Source organism: Sphaerisporangium flaviroseum (assembly GCF_039537005.1).
Taxonomy (GTDB): domain Bacteria; phylum Actinomycetota; class Actinomycetes; order Streptosporangiales; family Streptosporangiaceae; genus Sphaerisporangium; species Sphaerisporangium flaviroseum.
In genome coordinates, this window is the sequence record NZ_BAAAZR010000001.1 from 1,223,862 (window position 1) to 1,244,682 (window position 20,821).

The following is a 20,821-nucleotide window of genomic DNA, read 5'->3' on the forward strand; positions in this document are numbered from 1 at the left end:
GCACCCTCGGCAACGGATCAGGGAGCGACGCTCTGGCCGCCCGCGCTCCCAGGTCCACCAACAGATTCCGGGCCTGTTGCGGCCGGATCGGTGCGGAAGTTGAACGCGGGCGTCAGCCTTCGCCCGTCGACGCCCGGACGTGCAGTTGCGCGGGGACGACGACCGGCCCGGACGTCGGATCGCCGTTGAGCCGCGCGATGAGTAGCTCGACGGCGGCCTTGCCCGTCTCCTCCGGGGCGAGGTCCAGGGCGGTGATCGCGGGCACCGCCAGACGCGCCTGCTGTGCATCTGAGCCGGCCGCGAGCAACAGATCGCTCGGCACGGATACTTCGAGCCGCTGGGCCTCGGCGAGGACTCCGGCCGCGTGGCGGCCCGTCTGGCAGTAGATCGCGTCGGGCCGCCGCCGCTTTCCCGTCAGCAGTCGCCGGGCGGCGTTGCGACCGCCGTCCTCGCCCGCCGCCTCGGGGACGTGCAGTACCCGGGCCGGCATGTGGTGGCGTCGGGCCCACGCACGGTAGGCCCTTTCGGAGTCGACGTTCCACGCGTTGTCGTCCGTACCGGCCAGGAGGGCGATATGTCGCGCACCGCGCGATCGCAGCAGGTCGAGCACGCGCTCGGTCTCGACCACGTCGTCAGGTCCCACCCAGTCGGCGAACTCCGGCCGCCCGGGGTCGCGGCCCACGGTCACGACAGGTACGGCCGCGTCGAGGAGCCGGGTAAGGACGGCATCCTCGCGCACGGGGTCGCCGATGACGTAACCGTCCACGCCGTGGGCCACCTGGGGGATGTCCGCGCGGGTCAGGTCCGGCACGAGCATGAGCCCGAGGCCGTGGTCGAGCGCGGTCACCGCCGCCGCGCCGGCGAACCGCATGAAGTAGTCCACACCCGCGGGCAGGTACGACCCGATGGCGTCGAGCGGGCGCATGTCGAGGGCCAGTACGCCGGTGCGCCCGCTACGGAGGCCGCGGGCCATGGGATTGGCGCGGTAGGCCAGGCGGTCGGCGACGGCGAGGACTCGCCGGCGCGTGGCCTCCGACGCGGTCCCCTTGCCGTTCAGCGCGTGGGAGACCGTCGTGAGGGAGACGCCGGCCTCGCGGGCGACGTCCCGGATGGTGGCGCGCCCTGCCCGGGATTCCTGGTCCGGCATACGGACAGGATAGGGCACAAAACCTTTTACTAAAACGTTTTGTGCGGTAGCGTCGCCGCTTACCGCGCCGAGAGAGCCACCCACGAGGCGCATAACGAGACAAACTCCTGCAGTGTTCGGAGGATTAGATGCGTATCCGTGTGGCGGCGCTCGTCGCCGTCTCGCTCAGCCTCGGGCTCACCGCGTGCAGCGGAGAGACGACCCGCCCGGCTGTCGACGGTCACAAGCTCGACGACCTCCTTGTCACCACCCCCGCCGCACAGGGGGAGCTCGACAAGGCGACGTGGAACCTGCCCTTCGGCGAGCCCGCGTCGGTCGATCCGATCAAGGCGTTCAACTATCCCGAGAACACGGTCGTCGCGAACCTGTGCGAGGGCCTGATGCGGCTGGACCCCGACTACTCGGTCAAGCCGAACCTGGCGGAGAAGGTCGAGACTCCGGATCCCAAGACCTGGGTCTACACGCTGCGCGAGGGCGTGCGGTTCTGGGACGGCGAGCCCATGACCGCCGATGACGTCGTGTTCAGCCTGCGCCGCCACCTCGATCCGAAGGAGGGCAGTTACTGGGCGTCGGACCAGATCACCGGCAACATCGACTCCATCCAGAAGACCGGTGACAAGCAGGTCACGATCCGGTTGAAGAAAGCGGATGCGACGATCAACTCCTACATGGTCACGCCCGTCGGGGTGGTCGTCCAGCAGAAGCAGCGCGCCGAGGCCGGCGCGAAGTACGGCACGCCCGAGGGAGCGGTCATGTGCACCGGGCCCTTCAAGCTCTCGTCGTGGGAGAAGGGCTCCAAGATCTCGCTGGAGCGCAACGACGGCTACTGGGACGCGCAGCGCCGGGCGAAGACCAAGCACCTCGACCTGCAGTTCATCGTGGACCCGGGCGCGATCGCGAGCGCGCTCGACACCGGCGCCATCGACGGATCGTACGACGTTCCCGTCGGGGCGGTGGACCGGCTGTCCGCGTCGAAGAACGGCAAGTTGTACCTCGGCAAGTCACTGCAGACGGTGGCCGTCATCAGCACCGGGAGCGGGCCCCTGGGGAACCCGGCGGTGCGCCGGGCTCTGGCGCTCGCCACCGACCGTGAGGCGATCGCGCAGACCGTGTTCGCGGGTACGGCTCGGGCGTCCCGATCGCTGGTACCCCAGGGCGGCTGGACGTACGGCGACGCCGTGTTCGGACCGGCGTACGAGGCCCTGCCGGACACGAAGAAGAACCTCGACGAGGCGAAGAAGCTCCTCACCGGGGTCTCCGCCGGCAGCGCGCCGATCACCATCGCCTACCCCAGCGAGCGCCAGTTCTATGCCGACATCCTCTCGGAGATGTCCAATGCGGCACGCGAGCTCGGCTTGAACATCCAGCCCAAGGGAGTTCCGAGCGCGCAGTACGGCGCTTTCTTCTCCGACGCCAAGGCGCGCGCCGGTTACGACGGCTTCATGACGACGAACTACATGGACATCCCGGACCCACTCGCCTTCCTACGCACGATCGCCGCCAAGGGGGGATCCCAGAACTTCAACGGATACGACGACCCGCAGGTGCAGACCCTGATCGAACAGGCCGCCACGGCATCGGACGACACCGCACGTGCCAAGCTGGTCGCCCAGCTCCAGGCGAAGGTGATGGAGCAGACACCCTGGCTCCCGATCGTGGCACCGTCGGTCCGGCTGTTCCTGAACAAGCGCGTGACCGGCGTCCCGGCTTCGTTCGTCTACCTCTACTACCCATGGGCTGCGAGCCTCGGTGCGGCCTGACACCGGTCTGCCCGTGGCGCGGCGCCGCGCCACGGGCGTCCCAGACGAAGGCATCGTGCCCCGGTGCGCTGAGCGCGTGATCCGGAAGCCCGAGATGGAGGCATCGTGTCGCGTTTCCTGACCAGGCGGCTGGGTGCGCTGGCCGCCACGCTGCTTGTGTCCAGTTTCCTCATCTACGCGGCGATGTACGCCGCGCCCGGAACGCCCGAGAGCTTCCTGGTCCAGGGCCGCACCGTCAGTGCGGAGGTCCTCGCGTCCATCCGCGCGCAGTACGGCCTGGACGACCCGTTCCTGCTCCGCTACTGGCACTGGCTGATCGGCGTGCTCGGCGGAGACCTCGGTGAGTCCCTCACCACCCGCCAGGACGTCGCGTCTCTGCTGATGTCCCGGATCCCGACGACCCTCTGGCTCACGACGTACGCCGCCGTGCTGATCGTGGTGTTCGGCGTCGCCGCCGGGGTGGCCGCGGGCCTGCGCGGCGGCGTCTTCGACACCGGCGTCCTGCTCGCCTCCAGCGTGGGGTTCGCGATTCCCACGTTCTTCGCGGCCGTCCTGCTCATGAGTGTCTTCTCCGTGACACTGGGCTGGTTCCCGGTCTTCGGCTCCGGCTCCGGGCTACCAGACCGGATGCTGCACCTGACGCTGCCCGCCGTGGCGCTCGCGGTTCCGGCGGCGGCTGTCGTCGCCCGGATCACCCGCACCGCCGTGGTCGAGGAACGCGACGCTGAGCACGTGTCCGTCGCGCTGGCCCGCGGTGTCCCGTGGCGGGTGGTGGCGCGCCGCCACATCGTCCGCAACGCGATGCTGCCCGTGACGACCATCGTCGGGGTGAACATCGCGGCCCTGGTCGCCGGTGCGGCGGTCGTCGAGCACGCCTTCACCTTGGACGGAGTGGGAGCCCTGCTCATCAATGCGGTGCAGCAGAAGGACTTCGCCGTCGTACAGGCCGTGGCTCTCGTCCTGGTCGCGGTGTTCGGACTGGTCAATCTCGTGGTCGACGTCCTTTACGCGGTGATCGATCCGCGCGTCCAACTCGGAGGTGAGAGCGCGTGAGCGCCGAAACCCTCGCGCTGCCCACGCGGCGGCGCCGGCGCGGCGGCGACCTGGCGAACCGGCTCCGGCCGCTCGGCGTCATCGCCGTCGCAGTGGTCATGCTGCTCGCCCTGGCCGCCCTGCTCGCACCCCTGATCGCCCCGTACGACCCCACCATCGGAAGCGTCGTCCAGCGTTACCGGGCGCCGGGCCCCGAGCACCTGCTCGGCACCGACCAGTCAGGGCGTGACCTGCTGTCCCGGCTCCTGTACGGCGCCAGGACCAGCTTGATGGGTGCCGCCGTCGTCGTGCTGCTCGCCGGTGCCGGTGGCACCGTTCTGGCCCTCGTCGCCACCTGGTTCGGCGGGCGTGTCGACGCCTTCGTGGGCCGCGTGCTCGACCTGCTGTTCGCCTTCCCGAACCTGCTCCTCGCGATCCTCGTCGTCGCCGTGTTCGGGACGGGCCTCGCGCAGGCCACGGTCGCGCTGGCGGTCGCCTATGTCCCCTACACGGCTCGCGTGCTGCGCAGCGTCGCGCTGCGAGAGCGGCGACTCGCCTACGTCCAGGCGGCTGAGCTGCAGGGACTGTCCGGGGTCGTGGTGACCACAAGGCACCTCCTGCCCAACATCGCGCCGCAGATCCTCACCGGGGCGGCCATCAACTTCGGCTACGCGATGATCGACCTCGCCGCGCTCTCGTACCTCGGCCTCGGCGTCCAGGCGCCGACCGCCGACTGGGGGCTGATGGTCTCCCAGGGGCAGGATTCCCTGCTCCAGGGTCACCCTCAGCAGAGCCTGCTCGCCGGGACGTGCATCGTCGTCGCGGTCGCCGCGTTCAGCGTGATCGGCGAGCGGCTCGGTGGCCGCAGGGCCGGAGGCAGGGCATGAACGTTCTCGAACTCGACGACGTCCGCCTCGGGGTGCCGGATCGCGGCGGGGACCGGGCGATCCTGCGTGGCGTCTCGCTGTCCGTCGCCCCCGGTGAGGCGATCGGTCTGGTCGGCGAGTCCGGCTCGGGCAAGTCCATGACACTGCGCACCGTGCTGCGTACCGAGCCGTGGGGAGCTCGCGTCACAGGCCGGGTGATGCTCGAAGGCGAAGACGTGCGGCGCCTCGGCGCCGCGGACTTGCGCCGGGTGCGCGCCGACGCGCTGGCCATGATCAGCCAGGATCCCCGAGCCGCGCTCAATCCCTTGCTGCGTGTCTCAGGCTTTCTGGTCGAAGGGCTGTGCGACGCCCGAGGTGGAAGCCGGCAACCGGCCGTTCGCCGGGCGCGCGACCTGCTGTCGCAGGTCGGGATAGCCGACGTCGACCGCTGCATGGACTCCTACCCCCACGAGCTGTCCGGCGGCATGCTGCAACGGGTCGTCATCGCCGCCGCGGTGGCGAGCTCACCCCGGCTGCTGCTGGCCGACGAGCCGACGACGGCGCTCGACGTGAGCACACAGTCGGAGGTCATGGCGATCCTCGACGACCAGCGCCGCGAGCACGGGATGGCGATGGTGTTCGTCACCCACGACCTTGAGTTGGCCTCGGCGGTATGCGACCGGATCGCCGTGCTGTACGCAGGAGAGATCGTCGAGATCGCGACCCCCGAACAACTCCACTCCTCGCCGCGCCACCCGTACACGCGCCTGCTGCTCGACTCGCGGCCCAGCCTCACCACGAAGGCTCCCATGCTCCCCGTTATCCCCGGACGGCCCATAGCCGCCTACGAGGTGGAGGATCGCTGCGCCTTCTCGGGTCGCTGCCCATGGGCGGCGCCTCAGTGCGTCGACGGCGAGGTCCCGCTCCTGCACGCCGCCGGCCGAGCCGTACGCTGCCACCGCAGTGACGAGCTTGCCGGCGAGCTTGCTCACCCGACAGCGACGGAGGCGACCCCGTGAGCGACACGACCGGGAACGTCATCGAGATCAGCGCGCTGTGCAAGGAGTTCACGACCGGCCAGCGCGGGCGACGCCGAACGGTCCGCGCGCTCGACGACGTCAGCCTCAGCGTCGCCGACGGCAGCTGCCTCGCCGTGGTCGGTGAGTCCGGCTCGGGCAAGACGACTCTCGCGCGGGTCCTCGTCGGCCTGGAACGCGCGGATGCCGGACACGTCGTTCTCGCGGGACGCCCGGTGGCACAGCGGCCACGCCGCGCGGAGCGACGCGCCCGCGCCCGGGACATCCAGATGGTGTTCCAGGACCCGAACGGATCGCTGAACCGCCGGCGCACGGCAGGATCGGCGATCGGCGAGGTGCTGGCGGCCCACCATCGGCTCAGCGGCGCCGAAGCGCGCCGCCGCGTCGACGACCTGCTCGACCAGGTCGGCCTGAGCCCCGCGCACGCTCGGGCGTTGCCCGGCGAGCTCAGCGGCGGGCAGAAACAGCGGATCGCGATAGCGCGGGCACTGGCCGCAGAGCCGCGCGTGCTCGTGCTGGACGAGGCCGTCGCCGCGCTGGACGTGTCGGTGCAGGCGCAGGTTCTGAACCTGCTGGCCGAGATCCGGCAGGCTCGCCGGCTCACGTATCTGTTCATCACCCACGACCTGTCCGTCGTACGGCAGGTGAGCGAGGAGGTCGTCGTCATGCGGCAGGGCCGGATCGTCGAGCGCGGAAGCACGGCTCAGGTGCTCGACGACCCGGGGCACCCGTACACCCGGCTGCTGCGCGACAGCGCACCCCGGCCGGGCTGGCGCCCTCGGCGTGCCACCGGCACGGACACCGCGGAGGCGCAGGCGTGAGCCCGCGCGAGCAACCGCGGGCGGCCGGAGCCGACCCGAGGCGGCTGCGGGTTGAGGGGGCTGACCCGAGGCCGCGCATGCATCCGCAGGTTGAGGGGGCTGACCCGAGGCCGCGTATGCATCTGCGGGTCGAGGGGACCGACCCGAGGAGGCGCGGTCACGACCGCGGCCGGCAGATCGGTGCCGAGATCGTGCGGGCATGGCGGACATACTCGGACCTGTTCGAGACCGCCGCCACGGCCCGGGGCGTGGCGCTCGACATCCCCGCGCTCGCCCTTGGCGCCGTCACCGCGACACGCGCGTGGGCGCCGGAACTCGTCGCCGAGATGGAGGGCGTCGCCGAGGGCGCCGGCATGCCGCTGTGGGTGGTCGCGGCGCTCAACGCGCGCACCGAGATCCTCGCCGCCGCCGGGGCCTCGCGCCCCGGCGAATGCTCCACGGTGGTTCACACCGGTGCCCGCACAATGGGCGGCCAGACCTGGGACTGGCACGAGGAACTCGCCGGGGCCTGGCACATCCAATCGGTACGCGGCGACACGCTTGGGTTCGCCGGCATCACCGAGCACGGGATCCTCGGCAAGATCGGCATCAACGAGGCCGGGGTGGGGGTGCTGTTCAACATCCTCGGGCACGTGGACGACGGTGCGGAGGGCGTACCCGTCCACCTCGTCGCCCGCCGGGTGCTCGGCACCGCGGCCTCGTTCGCCGACGCGATGGGCATCCTGAGTGACGCCCCGGTTTCCGCCTCCACCGTGATGACCGTCGTGACCGCCGAGCAGGTGGCATCCGTCGAGGTCAGCCCGGCAGGTGCCGTGGCCGTCCCGCCGAACGAGGGGGGCTGGCTGGTGCGCACCAACCATTTCCTCGACCCGCTGTTGGCCGCGGGCGAACTCCGGGGACGGCTCGAACCGGAGACCTACGACCGGTTGCGGGTGCTGGGCGCGCGGGTTCACGAGCGTCAGGGCCTCGACGGAGCCGACGATCTCGCCGCTCTGCTGACCGTGCATCCGGACGGCGGTGCCGAGGTGTGCTGCCATCCGCCGGCCGGTGGCAGCCTCGGCACCCGGTGGGAGACGCTGGCCACGGTCGCGGTGGAACCGGCGGCCGGCCGGCTCCTGGTCCACGACGGCGGCCCGTGCTCCGCACACGCGTCAACGTGGACCACCGTCACCCCACCGAGCACCAGGTAGCGCTGCCGTGACGACCGATCCGTAGCCGGTACGAGTTCGACCTGCCCCACGCGGCTGACGCGACCAGCTCACAGCGACCGCCGGCCCAGGTACGGGGCCGCCGGCCGCCGGCTCACACTGAACGCGCATGCGCAGGCCGAGATCGGCGATGAACCTGGCGAGCCTGGCGTGGATCGCGGGCAGGTCGCCGGGTTCGGTGACGCCGGCAAATGCCATCCGGCCAGGAGCTGCGCGAGGTCGAAGCCGATCGGGTACGCGCCCGGCCGGCTCCAGTCGATCGCCACGAACTCCGCCGAGCCGTCGGCCCGGATCAGCAGGTTCTGCGGGCAGGCGTCACCATGGACGAGGGTCTGGGTCAGACGTGGGCACCGCCCGTACCCATCCGCGGTCCCCGTCCAGGAACCCGGCCGGCGTCAGGCCCGCCGCGCGGAGCTCCGATTCGAGGAAGTCGTCGTCGAGGCGCCTGCTGAGGAAGAAATGGGTCCAGCGCCGGTCGCCGGCCGTGTACTCCATGGTGGCGGCGAGCAGATCGGGGCCCGGCCTGCTGACCTCCGTCATGCGCACGGTATGGCCCTCGTCGGTCCGCCGTTCGGACGGCTCCACCGTGTCGTACCACTCAGGCGGCTGACGCTGGAGGATCACGCACCCGCCGGCGGCGACGTGCTCGCGGCAGGTGCGCAGGAACGCACGGCGGAGCTCGTCGTCGGCGGTCTCGATCACATACGACATCAGCAGGACCACGTCGAACGTCGTGTGCAATGCCAAGGACTGGATGGGGGAGCAGACCGTCGTGGCCCCCCTGATGTGCGCGAGCATCTCGGGCGACTCGTCCACGGCGGTCACCTCGTGCCCGAGGGCCAGGAGGCTATGGGTGATCCGGCCCGCGCCCGCGCCGAGCTCCAGGATGGACGCCCGCTCCGGAATGGCCGCGTGGACGCGTTCCGGCTCACCCTTGGGCGTGAGCATGGCGTACAAGTCGACCGCGCACCCATCTGGCGTGATAGCCCCGGGGCCGGTGCCGTGGTACAGCTTCCGCGACGTCATGAGCCCATCCTGTACGACGGACGGCCGGGACGAGCGGGGCTTCGGCGGGTGGAGACGAGCGGGCTTCAGCGGGTGGTCAGTGCGGTCACGGCGGCGGCGTACATCGTCGATTTGATCGCGCCGAGGGTGGCGCGGTGCTTGCCCGCCAGCGGCCGGACCTGGTCGGCGGCGGCCTCGACCAGGCCGGTCTCGTCGGCGACGCCGTCGACCAGGGCGAGGTCACGGGCCTCGACACCGCCGAAACGCCGTCCGGTGGTCATGGAGGCGACCGCCGCGGCGGGGGTGAGCTTGGCCTGGATGAGCGCGGCCATGCCGGGGGCGAAGGGGATGTGGATGTCGACCTCGGGGAAGCAGAAGTAGCCGCGGTCGGACCGCATGATGCGGAAGTCGTGGGCGAGCGCGAGCATCGCCCCGGCGCCGAACGCGTGGCCGTTGACCGCCGCGATCGTCGGGACGGGCAGGGTGAGCACCCGGGCCAGCAGGCCTTGTACGTCGGCGACGTAGGGCACGAGCTGGGCGCCGTGGCCGGAGAGCCAGTCGAGGTCGATCCCGTTGGAGAAGAACTTGCCCCGTCCGGTGGTGACCAGCGCCGCCGGTCCGGGGTGGTCGACGACGGTGTCGAGCAGGGAATGGACGCTCTTCATCCAATCCGGCGCGAAACGGTTCTCCCCGTCGCCCAAGTCCAGCACGAAGACGCTGTCCTCTTGACGCAGTTCAGGCATGGTCGATCCTCTTCTTTCGTCCGGTGTGCGACTAACAGGTGACGACCTCGCTGAGGACGGCGTGCACGGCGGTGGCGACCCTGGCGGGGGAGTAGCGGGAGCCGGCCGCGGCGCACCGGCGAGCCACGACCTCGGCGTCCGGGCCGGTGGCCAAGATCGGCCTCGTCCCAGTGGCTGCCGTGCGTGTAGGTCCCCAGGGGCAGCGGCGCGGTGTCGTCAAGCGGCACCTCCTATGGGAGATTCTGGCCGCGCGGCGTATCTTCGCGGTGCGGAATCCCATGGTGGCCCCGGTGGACAGCTCGGACGACGGGCTGACGGCACTCAGTACGCTTCTGCTCGATACAGACCACGCTCCGCGATGGAGTCCGCGACCGGGTCGGGCACCAGATGACGGACCGATTGGCCGCGGCTGACCCGCTGCGGAGATCAGCGATCACGGGCATCCTGATCTTCACATAACCTCCGGTTGGAGTACCCTCCTGCGGGGGTATTCGCTTCTCTCCGCCCTCAACGGCCCGACAGGGAAAACGCAACTCCGCCGGGAGACGCATGCCGAACTTCGATCTCCACAGCCCCGCCTCGATGCCGCCGGCCAACGGGTACAGCCACGTCGCCGCTCTCGCCCCCGGCAACCGGCTCGTCTGGACCGCCGGGCAGATCCCGATGGCGCCGGACGGGACGGTGGCTCCCACGGGCGACTGGGAGGCGCAGACCCGCCAGGTGTTCCGCAACCTCGGTGCGGCGCTGGAGGCGGGCGGAGCGACCTGGGACGACGTGTTCAAGCTCACGTTCTATGTGGTGGACACCTCGGCCCTGCCGATCGTCCGCAAGGTACGAGACGAGTTCGTCAGCGTCGAACGGCCGCCAACGAGCACGCTGGTGCAGGTCGCCGCGCTGTTCCGGCCGGACGTCATGATCGAGGTCGAGGCCGTCGCCGCCGTCCCGGCCGGGTAGTCAGCCGCGGACCACACGAAGTCGGCTCCCAGATGTCGTCGAAAGCGACTCCTCGATCACGACTAGGCCGCGCACAACTCGGCGAAGCGGTGGGCGTCGATGTTGCCCCCAGAGACGATCAGGCCGATGCGCGGTGGTACACGCTCCAGCCGCCCGGCCAGCAGGGCGGCCAGCGGGGTGGCGCCGCTGGGCTCGATGACGATCTTCAGCCGTTCGAAGGCCATCCGCATCGCTTCACGGATCTCGTCGTCGGAGACCAGGACGATCTCGTCGACCAGCCGCTTGTTGATGGAGAAGGTCAGCTCGCCGGGGATGTCCGCGGCCTGGCCGTCGGCGATCGTCCGAGGGACGGGGATGGACACCCGCTCGCCGGCGCTGAGCGACCGCTTGGTGTCGTCACCCGCCTCGGGCTCCACGCCGATCACCCGCATGGCGGGCCGCAGGCCCTTGGCCGCCGTGGAGCTGCCCGCCATCAGGCCACCGCCACCGATCGGCGCCAGCAGCGCGTCGAGCTCGCCGACCTCCTCGATCAGCTCCAGCGCGGCGGTGCCCTGCCCGGCGATGACGTGCGGATGCTCGTACGGAGGGATCAGCGCCAGCCCGCGATCGGCGGCCAGGGCCTCGCCGATGGCGACCCGGTCGCCGTTGTAGCGGTCGTAGGTGACGATCTCCGCGCCGTAGCCGGCGGTGGCTTCCATCTTGGACTTCGGGGTGTCCTCGGGCATGAGGATCACGGCGGTGCTGCCCAGCTCGCGGGCGGCGAGGGCGACGGCCTGGGCGTGATTGCCGGAGGAGTACGCCGCGATGCCCTTGACCAACTGCGCGGGCGACAGCCGGGAGATGGCGTTGTAGGCCCCGCGGAACTTGAAGGCGCCGACGCGCTGGAAGTTCTCGCACTTGAGGAAGACCTCCGCGCCGGCGAGGGCATCCAGAGTGCGCGAGCGCAGGACGGGCGTACGATGCGCCACGCCCTTGAGCCGGGCAGCGGCTTCGCGAACGTCGCCCAACGTGACCGGAAGTGCGTTCGTCATGCTTAGTACTCCTGCGGGGTGTCGGATCCGGTGTGCCTGGAGAGGTGGCCGCAGGCGGAGCTCGCGAGATGCCGAGCCGGGCCTGCCACCACCCCATTCTCACCATGCGCTCCAGACGGCTAACCGGTGACCACCTCGCTGAGGACGGCGTGCACGGCGGCGGCGGTCCAGGTGCGCAACGGACAGGCGCCTCGGCATCCGGGTCAAGCTGCGGGTCAGCGGCGAGCTCAAGCCGATCCTCGCGATCGAGGACCTCCACGTGGACTACGCCGACTCCGGCAACCCGTTCGCCAAGGCTGACGCCCGTCCACGGCGTGGCACGGGGAGTCAGGGTGGCCGCGACGACAACCCTCATGCCCCTGCTCACCGACGCGACCGGCTCCACCACCTCGCTGGCTGTCGTAGGCGTCGATGGCCGTGCCCCACCCCATCGGCCAGGGCGTGGGTCTGCTGGTCGCCGGGATCGGTTTCGCCGGTGTCGGCCTGCGCTGCTGCGCATGCCCAACGACGACTTCGACCTCCCCGCCGGACGAGCCACAGTGGGAGCGTGACGTGACCACCTCACAGACGCGACCGCCGACCCGATCCTGGGCCAGCGGTCGCGGTTCAGGCGCGGTATGCGTCTACTGGCGTGGGACGTGTGAAACGAGCATTGGCATCAGCCGATGGTCATGCTGGACAGTCGTGGCTTGCTCCACCGGCGAATGATCGCGTCGATGGAAGTCACCGCGCCGCTCGCGTTGCCGCCGAATACGGTCTCATAAGAGAGGAGCACGCCGGCGCACCCTCTGCCCAGCCAGTGGGCGAGGTCGCAGATCTCGGCTCGTGTAGGGATGGAGAAGCGCTCCAGCCCCTCCGCGACCTGCGTGGCAAGAATCCATGGAATTCCGGCGGCTTCGGCCCCGGTCGCGATCTGCTCCACTGCCTCGGGTAGATCCACCCACGGAATGCTCAACGCGAGGTCACCGCGGGCAGCCATCACCATGTCGGCGACAGCGCAGATTTCCCGGATGTTGGCCACTCCGAGGGCTGTCTCGATCTTTGCGATCACGGTGATGTCACGCCCGTTCAGGAGTTCGCGGGCCTCGACGACATCCTGGGCGGAGGAGACGAAAGACAGGGCGACCGCATCGAACTCCTCGTACCGCGAGACGAATCGCAAATCGGACCTGTCCTTGGCTGTGATCGCCCTTGGCTTGAAGGCGTGCCCGCGTACGGTCAAGCCTCGCGCCTGGTCGATGACGCCCTTGGCCGGCACCTCGACGAGAACCGCACCTTCCGAGTCGTCCACGACCCTCAGCTGTGCTCCACCGTCGCCGACCGTGATGATGTCCCCAAGTGTCAACTGCTCGAAGAAGGCGAGGTCGGGTATGGGCAGGGCCTTGTCATGTGCCGGGTCGAGTCTCTCCGCATGCGACAGGCGCAAGCGGGTGCCCGGCGCCACGGGGACGGATGGTGGTCCGGCGAACTCGCCGAGACGAAACTTCTCCCCGGCCAGGTCGGCCACGTTTAAGCAAGGACGCTTCGCTTCCTCAGCGGCCTTTCTTAGCATCCGGGCCCGGTCGAGCTGAAGCTCTGGGGTGCCGTACGAGAAAGTCAGTCTGACCCCCGTTGCGCCCATGGTCAGAAGGGCGGCCTCCTTTCCCAGCGACGATGGGCCGAGGGTCATCCACAGGTGTGTCATGTTTGGTCCGATTCGGTAAGTGGCTGCTTGAGAAGCCACTGGGCGTAGGACTCGATCCCGTGTGTGAAATACGACGTCGGTGTGAAACGCTCAGAAGCGAGGTTGGTCAACAGCCGGGTCCGGCCGTCGACGTCCAACATCACCTGGCCTGGGCCGGGTCGCACCTGCCCGATGTGCGCATACGGGATCTGGTGTGCCGCCGTGATCGCGTTGAAGGCGGCCAACCGGGCTTGCGGAACGGTGAGCACCAGCTCCCAGTTGCCCCACGCGAGCATCAAGCTGCCCGGCTCCATGCCGAAGGAGCGAGCGACCGCGGCCACCGGCTCGCTGGGCTCCAGCAGGTCGGCCCCGATGATGAAGTCGACGTTGTTGCGGGTTGCCAGCTCGCGAAGGCACCCGCTCACCCCATCAGAAGCGTCCATGCAGGCACTGACCACGCCGGCGTCGCCGAGGATCCGGCCCTCTCTCACACGCGGCACTGGGTGGTAGAGGGCATGATCAAGGCGTTCTGCCGCGGTGCCGGTGACAGTTACTTGCTCCGGGTGCATGAGGCGCAACAGCGCCGCCCAGAACAGGCCCATCTCACCGACGACGAAGATCAGATCACCGGGTTGAGCGCCCACCCGTCTAAGAATGCGATCTCTTCGCACCACGCCGATCGCGGTGCCGGTCGACGTGAAGGAGTCACCGTCCTTGATGTTGCCGCCGACCACCGGGCAATCCCATTCGTCGGCCCCCGCTGACAGACCGTCCAGGAAGCGTAGGTAGTCGGAAACGAGCATCTCATTGGGCATGACAGTGGACACCACGATGCCGGTAGGGGTGGCACCCATGGCGGCGAGGTCGCTCAGGTTGATGAGCATTGTCATCCACCCGAAATGCCAATAGTCGGGATCCGCGATATCGAACACCAATGGCGTCGGGCACGGATCGGTGGTCATGACGAAAGTGTGCCCCTCGGGCGGGGCGCCGATCTCCGCGCAGTCGTCTCCAATGCCCGTCGACCCCGAACGGAAGGTACCGAACCGGGGAAGAACCAAGCTCTCCAGGATCGTGCGCTCGCCTAGCTGACCCAACTGCACGGTATCTGTGTTCACAGGCATTGGTAGAGTTGCCCCCTTTTATGCGGATCCATGCGGACAAATCAAGATGGGAGCTGATCGGCGCATCTGGTGCTGAAATACCCTCATCGCTTGGCCAAAATCTCGTCGACCGCAGGTAACAGGCGATTAAGAGTTTCCATGAATCGCTCGCGGCTGTCTGTCTGCATGTAGAGGTCTTGCCATCGCCATGTGTCTCTTCCCAGCGCCGAATTGTACAGGCGTCGCATCATCTGGTTGGGCGGTTTCTGGGCTACGCAGTACGTCCGCTCGCCCGCCTCCTGCACAAAAAGATATGGTTTTCTCGCTTTATGTACCATGTTCAGGTCGGCCAGCGAGGTGGGCTCAACGGCAAGTCCTTGATGTCGAAGCGCCTGAACCAAGCCTGCCTTGGCAGGTAGGCAATGCATGTGCGCATGGTCGATGCACGATCCGGCCTCGCCCGGAGACGTGGGTCCGTGCTCGAAGAACAATGCTTCTCGGCCGTAAAGCAACCGGAATAGGCGACTGACTCGCTGGAGATTGCCCTCCAGGCGGGTGAGGACGTCTTCAGGGCAGGCACCCATGGCCAGATTGTGGTCGACGGTGACAATTAACAGGTGGCCGTCGTCCAGTGGAGCGAGATCGGGGATGACGAAGAAGTCGCGATCTCCCCAGAGCACGCCTGTGGCGCCGGGCAGGTTCTCGATCCTGTTGAGGCGAAAGCGCAGCCCCGGACAGAATGCGCAGTCTTCGCTGCGGGTCAGGTCGCCCGACTGCTTGACGGCGAACACCACGTCGCAAGCATCTGAGCCCGCCGTGCGGTCGACCTCAGGTGCCGAGACGAGAAGAACGCCAAGGTCCAGCAGCTGCTGCCGCGTCTCTCCGGGGGATCTTCGCTGGCCTTCGGAAATGAGGGCCAGCACGCCTCCCGGGTTCAGCGTTCGTATGTAGTTGTGGAGATGACTCCAGTTAGGAACTGTCCGGCCTGGTCGTATCCAAAGACCATCAAATAGGTCATTGGGGTAAGGGAGCGGAAATCTCGCGCGTAGTCGCCGTTCCACTGTCGGGCGGCCATCAGGTGTGCCGGCTGTGGCGCAGGAGCCGTCACCAGCGACGTTGGCAACGGATATGCGGTGCTCTGCCAGGTCGCCTATGTCGGCTGGGCGCGTGGTCAGGGCCAGTACCTCACGGTTGCCAGGTAACAGACGGGAGAATGTCGGGAGAGCGATGTCAACGGCACCCGTGTCTGCCCGCAGGGACTTCGGTTGCACTTAACCACCTTTTTGGGACACAGCTATTTGTCCTTTGCATCCCCTTTGGGGTTAGTTCGGCCTTAATGGCATATGTCTTTTCAAGTGGGGATCACGGCTATCTTGAGGCCTGTGCCCCTCCTCGACAAGCGTCATGGGCAGTCTTAGGTAGCTGGCCGGCCCGAGAATTCGGTTGCAAGCCGATCACGTAGCACGGTCAGGCAGGGGCATCGGCGTTGCGTCACCGTATGCTGACGCTGATGTAGCGTGGTGGCGGACTACCTGTTCGTCCGTTGCTATTAACTAGGGCAATGGAAATGACTTCAGTGCCGAGCCAGCAGGGACTCTGGGACGCCTGGCACGGGCAGGCGCACGGCCCCGATGCCGAGCCCGTACATCGAGAGTTCCTCGATACCTTCCTGTCCCAGCTTCCTCCTCCTGATGGCGCGGGCCCGTTGCTGGAGCTTGGGTGCGGGCAGGGACACGATGCGCTTTATGTAGCAGGCTGCGGCTACTCGGTGCGGGCCCTTGATCTGTCACCGGCGGCAATCGAGCGGGCGAACGACAATCTGGGGGCACATCCAGATGCCGATGTCCGGTTCCTACAGCATGACACCGCGATGCCGCTCCCCTTTCAGGACGAAGCGTTCGACGGGATCTATTCCTATCTGGCACTCCACTACTTCGACGACTCCACCACTCGCTCAGTGTTCTCGGAGCTCCGCCGGGTCATCCATCCCGGGGGGACGCTCGCGTTCTGCGTGAAGTCCGTCAGGGACCCCCTGTTCGGCAAGGGCGACCTACTGGAGCCCGAGATGTACTCCTTGGACGGCCATGTTCGGCATTTCTTCGATCCTCGGTATGCCACCGGTTTGCTGCGTACATGGGAGGCGTTGCGAATCACAGAGAGCCGTGGCCGATACCTGGACTCCAGGCCCAGCGGACTGCTTCAGGTCATCGCCAGAAGGCCCGCAGACGAGGGCGTCGCGGCAGATTGACGAAGGGAGGCCGCTTTGATCATCGATGTCTCAGCGGTCGATCAGGGCCTCAAGGCTTCGCTGGGTCTCCTGCGCCGAACCTACTCCGACACCGATACAGGAGGGGGTTGGTATCACCAGCTGGACATGGTGCCTCCAGGCCCCACAGCCACGGGTGTCGCCCTGACCGCCTTTCACCAATGCGGCGAGACTCCCGAACACCTCGCTGACGCCCTCCGATTTCTGAAAGCTCGCCAGATCAAGTCCGACGATCCACTGCTGGACGGCGGATGGGCCATGAACACCAGTTTTGGACTTCCCGTGGTGGAGGCCACCGGCTGGGTTGCCCGCTACCTTGGGCTGGCTCGGTGCGGGCTGGCCGAGGACGGCCCGAGCGTGCCCCGGGCCTACCAGTGGCTCGTCAACAACCAGAATGGCGACGGTGGCTGGGGCTCCCTCCGCGGATGCCCTTCGCGTGTATGGCTGACTTGCCTTGCGTTACGAGCCCTGGCACAACTCAGTCCCCGGAGCCCCGCCGTCAAACGCGGCGTGGAATGGCTGCTGGCCCAGCAGAACCGTAGCTCCTGCGGGTGGGGCGAGAACGCCACCCGATCGCCTACCGTGACCCACACCGCACTGGCGCTGATCACCCTGGCTGAAGTCGGAGCCGACCGAACCGGAGAGAACATTTTCGGCGCCTACACGTGGCTGGAAACGCATCTGGACGCATCGGTGATCGATGACCCCCATGCCCGCATTGAGAGCTACAACGTCACCCATCTGGTGGACGGCACTCCCGCAGTGTGGCACACCATCCTGTTGCACTATGGCATGCCGATCGCCCTGTCCGCATTGCTTCGCCATCCAGGTGCTCCGCCGGCTGACCTGATCTGCGCGGGTTTCAACACCATCGCTCGGACTCAGCTAGAGGGCGGGCATTGGCAGAACATCCAGGGTGGGGACAGCGTGTCCATCTGGGCGCTCTGGCCTTTCGTCCAGGCTCTCGCTGATGTCCGGGATCTCTCCCCTGTCCGGTCGGCTGACCAGATCACCTGGTCGAAGGAGTTGGTCGTCATCCAGCGACAGGACGCGGGCGGCCGACCACTCACAGCCCTTCTCCGCGCGCAGCGCTGGCTTGCCGTTACACGCTTCTTCGCCCGTACCTGGGCTTCCCTCTTGCTGATCTTGTCGACGCTTACCGGACTGGTCCTGGTGGGCATCGGACGTTTCAATTGGAAGGACTACATTCTGGGCATGATCCTCCCGATCGGTCTCCTGGTCATCCAGGAGGCGAGACAACGGCGCAGACGGTGAGCCACCCTAGAAAGGGACCAATCTGCGGCCGTCTTATCCGCAAAAGCCATCTAGGACTTTGCGCGCGCGGGCGGTCGGTCCACGCATTGCGGCGAAAGCCCCCAACTGGCTCAACAAATGATGTGCGTGCGTGCTCCTCTCTTACGAAACCTTGTTCGGGGGAACGCGAGCGGCGCAGTCGTGGCCATGGACGCGCTCGTTCGCCGGGGGCGTACAGCGTCTCCAGTGCCAGGGCGATGTAATTGTCATGCAGCGCGCACCGGCGAGTTGACCAACGCCTATGCTCACTGACAGGAACCCAGGGGAGTTGACCAACGGGAGGTCGGGAGTTCGAATGGCCGACGCGACAAAGAACGACCTGCTGGAGCTTGATTACAAAACGACGTTCGACGCCTGGCGCCAACTTGTCGACATCAGATTCAAATTACTGGCCCTCATTCCTGTGGCCAGCGTCGTCGGGGTAAGTCAGGATATCCCTTCGGGGGCCTGTGCGGCCGCATTAATCTTCGTCATCGGCCTTGCGGTCTACGAAATCCGGAACACGCAGGTACACGACGCCCTCGGCAAACGTCTTATGGATTTGGAACGCATGCTGGGAGACGGCAATGCCGACGGCGACCAGCGTGGTTTCGGCCCCTTCTCGACGCGACCGCAGGCCTCACTTCACGCATTCGGCGTCCTGAGGATCTGGCACAACAGGTCGATCGGCATTGTTTATGGCACGAGTGCAGCCGCGTGGTTCTGGCGATTTGTGACATCATGGCAACTGGACTGGCCATTCGTGCTCAGAGGGCAGATTTGGTCGACGATCGCTACACTCATCGTCGGCGCCGTCATCTACCGGGAAATCGTACGCCTCTCTAATGTTCCACCGTGACCATCGTCACCGACCACGATCACCATGAACGGGATCCGTATGTAGGCGTACTCGGGCCTGAGCTCCTCCATGTCGATGCCTAGCAGGGGCACCATCACCGCCTGCACGAACACCGAACCGGCGAGAGCGCCACCAGCACCAGCCGTAACGCCAGCACTGTCAAATTCCCCTTCAATCGACCAGCGATGGAATTATCGAAGACAAGGGCTCGGCTCGGTTCTCCGTAGCAACGGCTCTGCTAGCCGCACACCTCGTCGGCGGCGATCCTGACCCGTACGGCCTTCGGGGCGGGGAGGAGGCATCGGACCTGCTTGCCGATGGGCGTGAGGGCGACGTCCCAGCCGGGGGCGAGCGCGTCGAGCAGCCACAGGCCGCGCCCCGACTCGGCCTGGTCGTCGTCGGGAGCCACGCTCGACCGGACGGGCAGGCGGGCCGGGTTGGGGTCGTGCACCTTGACCCAGATCCCCTTGGCGTCCCGCTCGACCTCGACGACGACCGGCGCCCAGTTCCCGCAGGCCCGTACGGCATTGCCGATCAGCTCGGACGCGACCAGCCGCGCGGACTCGGCCGTCTCGGTGTCCACCCCGGCGGCCCCCAGCATCGCGAACGTCACCTCCCGCACCGCCCGCAGATTCTCCTCACACACATTCATGTGCACCACGAACCCACCCGGCCTCGTCGCCAGATAGAACCCCAAGGCGGCTGTCCCCTGCTCATCCGTCATGATCGTCGGCCCCTCCGTCGCGTGACGTAGCCCTCTGTGTCACGTAATGAGTGCAGTCACTAACTCTCGGTGACAAGCACTATGACAGACCATGGGTCTTCGACACCTGGAGTTGCAAGGTTGTCACCCAGCTTCGTTCATGATTTCAGGAGTACCGGGCTTGCTACGCGCAGTGATGGAACACTGCGCCTATGCCTAACGCCCGTCCTGTCCCGACCGTCCGCCGACGTCGGCTGGGAGAGTCCCTCCGCCGGTTCCGCAACGCCGCCGGCCTGAACCTAGACGACGCCGCGGAAGCGCTCGGGTGGAAGGCTCCCAAGCTGTCGCGCATCGAGAACGCCAACGCCCACATACGGCCGGTCGAAGTATCCGCCCTGCTCACGACGTATGGCGTAACCGATCCCGAGGTGTTCGACGCACTGGAGGAGCTGGCCAAGGACGCGGGCAAGCGGGGATGGTGGCAGACCTACAACGGGATCGTCGCGCCCGCCTACGCGGACTACATCTCCCTCGAATCCGACAGCGACAGCATCCACATCTTCGCTCCGCTGCTCGTCCCGGGTCTCATGCAGACCGCCGCGTACGCCCGGGAGACGATCGCCGGCATCACCATGACGCGCACCCCCGAAGAGATCGCGGCCCTCGCCGAGATCCGGCTGGCACGCCAGGCCGTCCTCACCCGCCCCAGCGGTCCGCTGAAGGTATGGGCGGTCATCTCAGAAGCCGTCCTGCACCAGCGCTTCGCGGTCAGGCCGGACACCATGCGGGACCAGCTCCGCAGGCTGCGAGAAGTCTCGGAACTGCCCAACATCACCTTGCAAATCATGCCCCTGGACGCCACCCCACACCCGGGCAGCGCCGGCGGCTTCAGCCTGGTCGGCTTCCCGGACGCCATGCCTGACGTCGTACTCCTGGAAAACCTGATCGGTGCCTCATATGTTGAAAATGTCGCCGAGGTACAGACCTTCGCCGACGCGTTCAACCGGATCGTCGCCGCAGCCCTGCCGGTAGACGACTCCGTAGCCTTGATCGCCCGCATGGAAGAAGGCAAGACGACGTGACCACCCCCAAGCCCGACCTCTACGCCTACGACCTCTCCACCGCCAATTGGCGAAAGTCCTCCCACAGCGCCGCCGAGAACGACTGCGTCGAGATCGCCAACCTCCCTAACGGCGCCAAGGCCATACGAGACTCCAAGAACCCCGGCTGCGAACCGCTTAGGCTCACGGACACCGAGTGGGCAGCCTTCCGCCTTTCTGTGCTGTCTGGGCGAACTTGAGTAGCGACCAGCCCGTGCCCGTTCGCCGAC

General features: G+C 67.5%; 22 protein-coding genes. 12 read left to right on the forward strand and 10 right to left on the reverse strand.

Features of this window, described 5'->3' with window-relative positions:
• Nucleotides 1-112: 112 nt before the first annotated feature.
• The gene (locus ABD810_RS05760; RefSeq protein ID WP_344935074.1) at nucleotides 113-1,147 is read right to left on the reverse strand and encodes a LacI family DNA-binding transcriptional regulator; all 1,035 of its coding nucleotides are present in this window, start codon (nucleotides 1,145-1,147) and stop codon (nucleotides 113-115) included.
• A 128-nt stretch (nucleotides 1,148-1,275) separates the two neighbouring features.
• Here ABD810_RS05760 and ABD810_RS05765 point away from each other — a divergent pair, with 128 nt between their 5' ends.
• The 6 genes from ABD810_RS05765 (at nucleotide 1,276) to ABD810_RS05790 (ending at nucleotide 7,853) form a co-directional block, all read left to right on the forward strand.
• Nucleotides 1,276-2,907, forward strand: a complete 1,632-nt coding sequence (locus ABD810_RS05765) for an ABC transporter substrate-binding protein (RefSeq protein ID WP_344935076.1) — start codon at nucleotides 1,276-1,278, stop codon at nucleotides 2,905-2,907.
• A 105-nt stretch (nucleotides 2,908-3,012) separates the two neighbouring features.
• Nucleotides 3,013-3,960 carry an ABC transporter permease gene (locus ABD810_RS05770; RefSeq protein WP_344935078.1) on the forward strand — a complete coding sequence of 316 codons (948 nt, stop codon included), beginning with the start codon at nucleotides 3,013-3,015 and terminating at the stop codon, nucleotides 3,958-3,960.
• A complete protein-coding gene (locus tag ABD810_RS05775) occupies nucleotides 3,957-4,826 on the forward strand; it encodes an ABC transporter permease (protein WP_344935080.1) in 870 nt (289 codons plus the stop codon). The genes ABD810_RS05770 and ABD810_RS05775 overlap by 4 nt, the downstream gene beginning before the upstream one ends.
• On the forward strand, nucleotides 4,823-5,824 hold the full coding sequence (locus ABD810_RS05780; protein WP_344935082.1) for an ABC transporter ATP-binding protein: 1,002 nt from the start codon (nucleotides 4,823-4,825) through the stop codon (nucleotides 5,822-5,824). Before ABD810_RS05775 ends, ABD810_RS05780 begins: the two co-directional genes overlap by 4 nt.
• Nucleotides 5,821-6,663 (forward strand): ABC transporter ATP-binding protein, encoded by an 843-nt coding sequence (locus ABD810_RS05785; RefSeq protein WP_344935084.1) that lies wholly within the window; start codon nucleotides 5,821-5,823, stop codon nucleotides 6,661-6,663. Before ABD810_RS05780 ends, ABD810_RS05785 begins: the two co-directional genes overlap by 4 nt.
• A gap of 116 nt (nucleotides 6,664-6,779) precedes the next feature.
• Nucleotides 6,780-7,853 (forward strand): C45 family autoproteolytic acyltransferase/hydrolase, encoded by a 1,074-nt coding sequence (locus tag ABD810_RS05790; protein ID WP_344935086.1) that lies wholly within the window; start codon nucleotides 6,780-6,782, stop codon nucleotides 7,851-7,853.
• 68 nt (nucleotides 7,854-7,921) lie between these two features.
• On the opposite strand, the gene ABD810_RS40960 is transcribed toward ABD810_RS05790, so the two are convergent.
• The 4 genes from ABD810_RS40960 to ABD810_RS05805 form a co-directional block, all read right to left on the reverse strand.
• Nucleotides 7,922-8,212 carry a phosphotransferase gene (locus ABD810_RS40960; protein WP_425566860.1) on the reverse strand — a complete coding sequence of 97 codons (291 nt, stop codon included), beginning with the start codon at nucleotides 8,210-8,212 and terminating at the stop codon, nucleotides 7,922-7,924.
• Entirely contained in the window at nucleotides 8,187-8,897 is a 711-nt protein-coding gene (locus tag ABD810_RS05795; RefSeq protein WP_344935089.1) for a class I SAM-dependent methyltransferase, read from the reverse strand. The genes ABD810_RS40960 and ABD810_RS05795 overlap by 26 nt, the downstream gene beginning before the upstream one ends.
• A 65-nt stretch (nucleotides 8,898-8,962) precedes the next feature.
• Nucleotides 8,963-9,619, reverse strand: coding sequence for an enoyl-CoA hydratase-related protein (locus tag ABD810_RS05800; protein WP_344935092.1), 657 nt, complete (start codon nucleotides 9,617-9,619; stop codon nucleotides 8,963-8,965).
• Between the two features lie 31 nt (nucleotides 9,620-9,650).
• Entirely contained in the window at nucleotides 9,651-9,773 is a 123-nt protein-coding gene (locus ABD810_RS05805) for a hypothetical protein (RefSeq protein WP_344935095.1), read from the reverse strand.
• 395 nt (nucleotides 9,774-10,168) lie between these two features.
• Here ABD810_RS05805 and ABD810_RS05810 point away from each other — a divergent pair, with 395 nt between their 5' ends.
• Complete coding sequence (locus tag ABD810_RS05810; RefSeq protein WP_344935097.1) at nucleotides 10,169-10,573, forward strand: RidA family protein; 405 nt, start codon at nucleotides 10,169-10,171, stop codon at nucleotides 10,571-10,573.
• Nucleotides 10,574-10,635: 62 nt separating this feature from the next.
• Here ABD810_RS05810 and ABD810_RS05815 read toward each other — a convergent pair whose 3' ends face one another.
• From ABD810_RS05815 to ABD810_RS05830, 4 genes are all read right to left on the reverse strand, one after another.
• The gene (locus ABD810_RS05815) at nucleotides 10,636-11,604 is read right to left on the reverse strand and encodes a pyridoxal-phosphate dependent enzyme (RefSeq protein ID WP_344935099.1); all 969 of its coding nucleotides are present in this window, start codon (nucleotides 11,602-11,604) and stop codon (nucleotides 10,636-10,638) included.
• 658 nt (nucleotides 11,605-12,262) lie between these two features.
• Nucleotides 12,263-13,288: a pyruvate kinase gene (locus ABD810_RS05820; protein ID WP_344935101.1), complete on the reverse strand. Its 1,026-nt coding sequence runs from the start codon at nucleotides 13,286-13,288 to the stop codon at nucleotides 12,263-12,265.
• Nucleotides 13,285-14,391 carry a thiamine-phosphate kinase gene (gene thiL, locus ABD810_RS05825; protein ID WP_344935103.1) on the reverse strand — a complete coding sequence of 369 codons (1,107 nt, stop codon included), beginning with the start codon at nucleotides 14,389-14,391 and terminating at the stop codon, nucleotides 13,285-13,287. The genes ABD810_RS05820 and thiL overlap by 4 nt, the downstream gene beginning before the upstream one ends.
• Nucleotides 14,392-14,474: 83 nt before the next feature.
• Nucleotides 14,475-15,293, reverse strand: a complete 819-nt coding sequence (locus ABD810_RS05830) for an HIT family protein (protein WP_344935105.1) — start codon at nucleotides 15,291-15,293, stop codon at nucleotides 14,475-14,477.
• A gap of 653 nt (nucleotides 15,294-15,946) precedes the next feature.
• Here ABD810_RS05830 and ABD810_RS05835 point away from each other — a divergent pair.
• The 3 genes from ABD810_RS05835 (at nucleotide 15,947) to ABD810_RS05845 (ending at nucleotide 18,788) form a co-directional block, all read left to right on the forward strand.
• Complete coding sequence (locus ABD810_RS05835) at nucleotides 15,947-16,618, forward strand: class I SAM-dependent methyltransferase (RefSeq protein ID WP_344935107.1); 672 nt, start codon at nucleotides 15,947-15,949, stop codon at nucleotides 16,616-16,618.
• A 15-nt stretch (nucleotides 16,619-16,633) separates the two neighbouring features.
• Nucleotides 16,634-17,911, forward strand: coding sequence for a prenyltransferase/squalene oxidase repeat-containing protein (locus ABD810_RS05840; RefSeq protein ID WP_344935109.1), 1,278 nt, complete (start codon nucleotides 16,634-16,636; stop codon nucleotides 17,909-17,911).
• A 334-nt stretch (nucleotides 17,912-18,245) separates the two neighbouring features.
• Entirely contained in the window at nucleotides 18,246-18,788 is a 543-nt protein-coding gene (locus tag ABD810_RS05845) for a hypothetical protein (RefSeq protein WP_344935111.1), read from the forward strand.
• Nucleotides 18,789-19,026: 238 nt separating this feature from the next.
• On the opposite strand, the gene ABD810_RS05850 is transcribed toward ABD810_RS05845, so the two are convergent.
• The gene (locus ABD810_RS05850; RefSeq protein WP_344935113.1) at nucleotides 19,027-19,512 is read right to left on the reverse strand and encodes an ATP-binding protein; all 486 of its coding nucleotides are present in this window, start codon (nucleotides 19,510-19,512) and stop codon (nucleotides 19,027-19,029) included.
• Between the two features lie 191 nt (nucleotides 19,513-19,703).
• Between ABD810_RS05850 and ABD810_RS05855 the strand changes: the two genes are divergently transcribed.
• Nucleotides 19,704-20,573, forward strand: a complete 870-nt coding sequence (locus ABD810_RS05855; RefSeq protein ID WP_344935115.1) for a helix-turn-helix domain-containing protein — start codon at nucleotides 19,704-19,706, stop codon at nucleotides 20,571-20,573.
• On the forward strand, nucleotides 20,570-20,791 hold the full coding sequence (locus tag ABD810_RS05860; protein ID WP_344935117.1) for a DUF397 domain-containing protein: 222 nt from the start codon (nucleotides 20,570-20,572) through the stop codon (nucleotides 20,789-20,791). Before ABD810_RS05855 ends, ABD810_RS05860 begins: the two co-directional genes overlap by 4 nt.
• Nucleotides 20,792-20,821 lie beyond the last annotated feature (30 nt).